Origin of the sequence: Methylobacterium sp., assembly GCF_019750675.1 — a bacterium.
GTDB lineage: Bacteria > Pseudomonadota > Alphaproteobacteria > Rhizobiales > Beijerinckiaceae > Methylobacterium.
The window spans coordinates 1-4,958 of sequence record NZ_JAIEOF010000295.1 but is presented as its reverse complement, the minus strand read 5'-3'; the positions used below and the strand labels follow the sequence as shown (position 1 = coordinate 4,958).

Genomic DNA, 4,958 nt, shown 5'->3' with positions numbered 1-4,958 from the left:
ACCTGGGACGCGATGTACGCGTTCGAGGACGACACGCGCATCCGTCCCCAGACCACCGAGATCGCGCTGCGCATGCGGGCGGGCAAGGGCCTGACCGTGACGGCCTACTCGGACATCACCGTGGAGGCGACTCGCATCATCCCGGTCTGGACCGGGTCGGCCTGGGTCGAGCAGCCGACGCGCAAGGCCGTCTGGGCATTCTGCGACCTGGTGCGAGCCGAATACGGCCTCGACGCCATCTCGGGCGCCGATGCCGACAAGGCTCTCTACTATGCCAACCTGCTCAGCGAGAACGATACCTTCGACGGGCAGCTGCCCGAGGTGTCGTCGTTCTGGGAGGCCGCATCCGAAATTCTGCACCCGCTGCGGGCCGATCCTGTGAAGGTCGGCGCCATCCACTCGTTCGTGCGCGACGAGAGCCGGGCCGAGCCCCGCCACGTCCTCACCCGCCGGCAGATCGTTCGCGACAGCGGCGGCGCCACCTTCAAGACGAAGGTGGAGGGCGGCGACGTCATCGTGGAGTTCGACCGCGACGGCGACCCCAAGCGCCCCGACGAGGCCCGGTTCTCCTACGGTACGCCGAGCCGCACGCCCAAACGCTACCGGGTCAACGGCATCACGACCGGTGCGCACGCGCAGAAGCACGCCACTTGGCTGGCCGCCGTCGCGGTTTTCCGCGGGGCCGAGCGCAAGGTCACCACCGAATGGGATGGCCGCCTCGTCTACCCGGGCGATCACGTCCTCTCGGACCTGTGGTTCTTCCGCGGCAAGGATGCTTACGGCGTTGCCGCGCGCGCCGGCAACGTGCTGACCCTCGATGTCACCGCCAACGTGCCGGCCGACGCCTGGGGGTACGGCTCGATCCGGACCCGCGCGGGGCGCGAGTGGGGCATCCTGCGTGTGAAAGGTGTCGGCCCGCGCGGGCTGCAGCTGCACCCCGACGACGTCGTGGCTTTGCAGGCCCAGACCGGTCGGCTTCTAGGCGACGTGCTCGCGAGCGACACGCAGGACCCGACGACGGTGGTCCTCGGCGAGCTCGACGAGCTGCAGGAGACCTATGTCGCCCGCTCGGCCATCCCGAGCGACGCGGACCATGTGCAGATTGAGATGGTGCAGGACGACGCGCGCGTCTGGCAACTGCTGGACGAGGCCGTCATCGCGCCGGCGCCGGTCAATGCGGACAACCTGGCCGAACCGCTCGTCCCCGAGATCGCGGTGCTGCACGCGCGCTGCGTGCGCATCGAGACGGGAATCGAGGTGGTCTGGGGTGCCTCGACCACCCGCGGCGCCCGAAACTATGAGGCCGATATCTCCTATGACGGCGGGGGCACCCGAGAGGTGCTGTCGCCCTTCGGACCAGCCTCGTCCGGCCGGGCGCCGATGCGCCAGGTGGAGGGCCCCGTCACCGTTCGTGCGCGCGCCTACGGGCGAACCGGCCTCCCGGGCGCATGGAAATCGGCGACCTTCACCACCGTCGCCCCGGTGGTCGACGGCAGCCAGACCGAGATCATCAACCTACCGCCGATCGACTATGCGGGGCTGACGGAAGCGGTGCGTGGCCGCCTGGATCACATCTTGGAGGTCGAGGCCTACGCCCAGGCCGTTGCAGTCGAGGCGAAGGCAGACTTCACCGCTGCGCTCGCCCGCGCTGAGGACGTACGGGCTCAGGCGCAGGCGGATTTCCAGGAAGCCGCAGGACGGGCAGACGCTGCACTGGCCAAAGCCCTGGAGAGCCTGGGGAACGATACCGCCAACGCCGCCGCAATCACCTCTGAGGCCCAGGCCCGTCTGACGGCCGATGAGGCAATGACATCCCGCATCGACGTTGCGGTTTCCCGTATCGACGGCAATACGGCCGCGATCATTGAGGAGGCCTCGACCCGCGCAACTGCCGTCGAAGCCGAGGCACGCCGGACTACCGCTCTGATCGCGCAAACCGACTCGGATCGCGCCTACTTCCTAAACGAGCAGACCGCCCGCATCACACAGGATGAGGCTTTTGCATCAGATCTGACTGCCGTCGGCGTTCGCCTCGGATCTAACGAGGCTTCCATCCTGAGCGAGTCCCGAGTGCGCGCCGATGCGGACAGTGCTCAGGCCACACGTATCGATGGCCTCACCGCTACGGTAGGCCAGAATTCGGCCGGTCTGATCGAGGAGCGTCAGATCCGTGTAGATGCTGACAGCGCCTTATCCCTACGCATCGACAGCTTCAGCGCGACCGTAGGCGGCAACACGGCGGCCATCGTGGAGGAACGCCGGGTACGGGCCGAAGCAGACAGCGCGAACGCTCTGCGGTCCGAGAACCTAGAGAGCTACGTCTTTGGCGAGAACACGCCTGGCAGCCTTCCGCAGACCCGGGCCAGCATTCTCAGCGAAGCCCAGACGCGGGCCAATGCGGACAGTGCGCAAGCGACCCGCATTGATGGGCTGAGCGCCCGCGTAGGAACGAATGAAGCCTCGATCATTGAAGAGCGCAGCGTACGTGCGGATGCCGACAGCGCAAACACACGCTACATCCAAAGTATAGAGTCCGCAGTTGGCGGGAACTACAATCTCCTACTGACTGAGCAAACGACCCGCGCCACACAAGATGAGGCTATCACTGGCTACGTCTCGTACGTCGAAAGTGTCGTTGGCTCAAATTATGGCCAGTTCATCGACGAGAGGACGACACGGGTCAACGCAGAAAGCGCACTGAGCCAGCGCATCGAGAGCACGCTTTCCACGGTCGGCTACAATTACGGCCTCCTGGTCGACGAGACCACGACGCGCGCTAATGCTGACAGCGCACTGAGCCAGCGCATTATCGACGCGCAGGCTCGCTCGGATGCGGGCACTGCCACAGGCCGTTTCAGTCTGCTGGCGCAGTCTGGACCTTCCGGGGTCTCCGCGCGGATCCAGGCATTGGTAGCCGTCCAGTCCGGCGGGCAGACGCGTGGCGCCGGTTATTACGTCGAGGTCATGGACGATGGCACCAGCCGCTTCGTAGTTGACGCCAGCGCGTTCTACATTACGGCCAACGGGCAGAGCATGCCCACGTTCTCCTTCGATGGGTACACGCTGACGATCCCGAGCCTGCGGGTAACGCAGCAGGCGATCCTCCCGGGTGCTGCCGTCGACCCGAAGAAATCATACGTCGAGAACTACACGATCCCGGCGCTCACCGGCGACACCTGGACCGAGGTTCCTGGCTCCGAGGTCTATTTCACCGTCGACCACGCCAACGGCTTCCCCGTCGTCGCGACGGTCTACGCGAACCTCTACGTGCAGCTAACCAACGGCAGCACCACTCTTCAGCAAGCGACGATCGAGACCGCAATCGCGATCAACGGGAACGCCTGGAACAACCGGAACACGGTGTTCGTGTCGACGACTGCCGGCAATCAATCGGGATTCCAGACGTCCAGCAACGCTAACAGCGGCGGGACCATCGGGAATACGATGATGGGTGTAATTGGCCCGCCGGGAACACATCGCCTTTCGGTCGTCTACAAATTCAAGGGACCGAATAGTGGCGCAGGCGCACGGATCAATGCCTGCCAAATTGATGCGCTCATTTCCAAGCGCTGAACAGGAGAAGACTATGATCACCGTTCAGGAAACTAAGTCCCGGGAGCTCGCTACCCCGGCCGACATCGTGGCGTACCTCTCCGAACGCTACGCCGCGGCGACCGCTGGCGATCTCGCCCCCGGCGATGCCGTCGACATCTCAGCGCGCGCCGGCATGCCGCCCGAGTTCGCGGCCGGCGATGTGGCGATCTTCCTCTGCGATGTGCCGAGCCAGCCATTCGCCTACATTCTGGCGCTGAACTCTGGTGGCCGCGAGATGGCCGTGCAGGTCCAGCGCTCGAACCTGACCAAGCGGGCGACCGCGTGAGCGCCTGTCAGGCGCCGGCCCAAAAGCCGGTCATGACCATTACGGAGATGGATGGGCGGATCGAAGAGCTTGAGCGCCAGCGCAATGAAGCGCTCACCCGATGCGCGAAGCTCTCGGGCATGAACGCACTTCTACGCCAGACCCTCGGCGAAGCGCGCGGTGAGATCCAGCGCCTGAACGGTTTCATCCCGCAGGCGAAAGCTCCCGTGCCGGAAGAACAGCCTTCGACGCCGACCATCAACTAGGCCGCGCGCGCCGCTCCTTCGGCCAGCCAACCCCAGTCCTTCGCCGCACTGCCGCACCGGACCGCCTCGCGCGGCCCGCTGCGGCAGTGCGGCTGCCCGACACGAGAGAGCCCGTCCATGGCTGGCCTGCCGCAGTTCCTAATCTCGACGCAGACGGATCCCTATTGGGAGATCCCGTTCTACGATGCAGCCGGCAAGCCCCTATCCGTCGAAGGGCGTACCTTCGAGGCCTGGATCGCGCCGGCGACGTCGAAGACTGGCGTGGGCGAACCTGTGGCGCCCATCAAGGTGCTGACTTTCCAGGATGGCCTGACGCTCGTCCCGCCTACCGATGGCAGCGGCGACCAGACCGTCCGGAATACCTTCGTACATCAGGTCTCGCGCGCCTTCGCGCAGACCAATTTCCCGCGCGGCGAGCTCACGGCCGACATTCTGGAGGTGGTGAACGGAGCCCGGCGTCTGCTCGTGCCGGTGCGCCTGCGGTACGACGATCCGGCCGCCATTCGCGATTTCGTGGCGGATCGCGCCGGTGTCACCTTCGGTGGCGGGCGCCAGCCCATCGTGACGCCCGTTGCGGTCGCGGGCCAGGCGGGCCGGCGCGGTGCGGGCTTTCTCATCGGATCGCTGCCGCCACAGCCTTCGGATGGTGAGAACGGCGACCATTGGATTGTCGAGCGCGTGGGGCAATCGGGCCTCCTTTACGGACCCAAGGAAGACGGGGAATGGCCGGCGCAACCGTCCAGTGCGCTCGGCGTCGGCGGCGTCGCGGACGTTCCTGGCCTGCGTGGAGAGCTCGACGAGCTCGTGCCGAGGCGGACCGGCACCCTGTCGGT

General features: G+C 66.0%; 4 protein-coding genes. All 4 read left to right on the top strand.

The window, feature by feature from the left end; all coding sequences use genetic code 11:
• Window positions 1-12: 12 nt before the first annotated feature.
• Complete coding sequence (locus tag K2X24_RS15505) at window positions 13-3,573, top strand: host specificity factor TipJ family phage tail protein (RefSeq protein WP_292499265.1); 3,561 nt, start codon at window positions 13-15, stop codon at window positions 3,571-3,573.
• Window positions 3,574-3,586: 13 nt separating this feature from the next.
• On the top strand, window positions 3,587-3,880 hold the full coding sequence (locus K2X24_RS15500) for a hypothetical protein (protein WP_292499264.1): 294 nt from the start codon (window positions 3,587-3,589) through the stop codon (window positions 3,878-3,880).
• A 32-nt stretch (window positions 3,881-3,912) separates the two neighbouring features.
• Entirely contained in the window at window positions 3,913-4,125 is a 213-nt protein-coding gene (locus K2X24_RS15495; RefSeq protein ID WP_292499263.1) for a hypothetical protein, read from the top strand.
• Window positions 4,126-4,242: 117 nt separating this feature from the next.
• On the top strand, window positions 4,243-4,958 hold a 716-nt coding region (locus tag K2X24_RS15490), incomplete at its 3' end, for a hypothetical protein (RefSeq protein WP_292499262.1).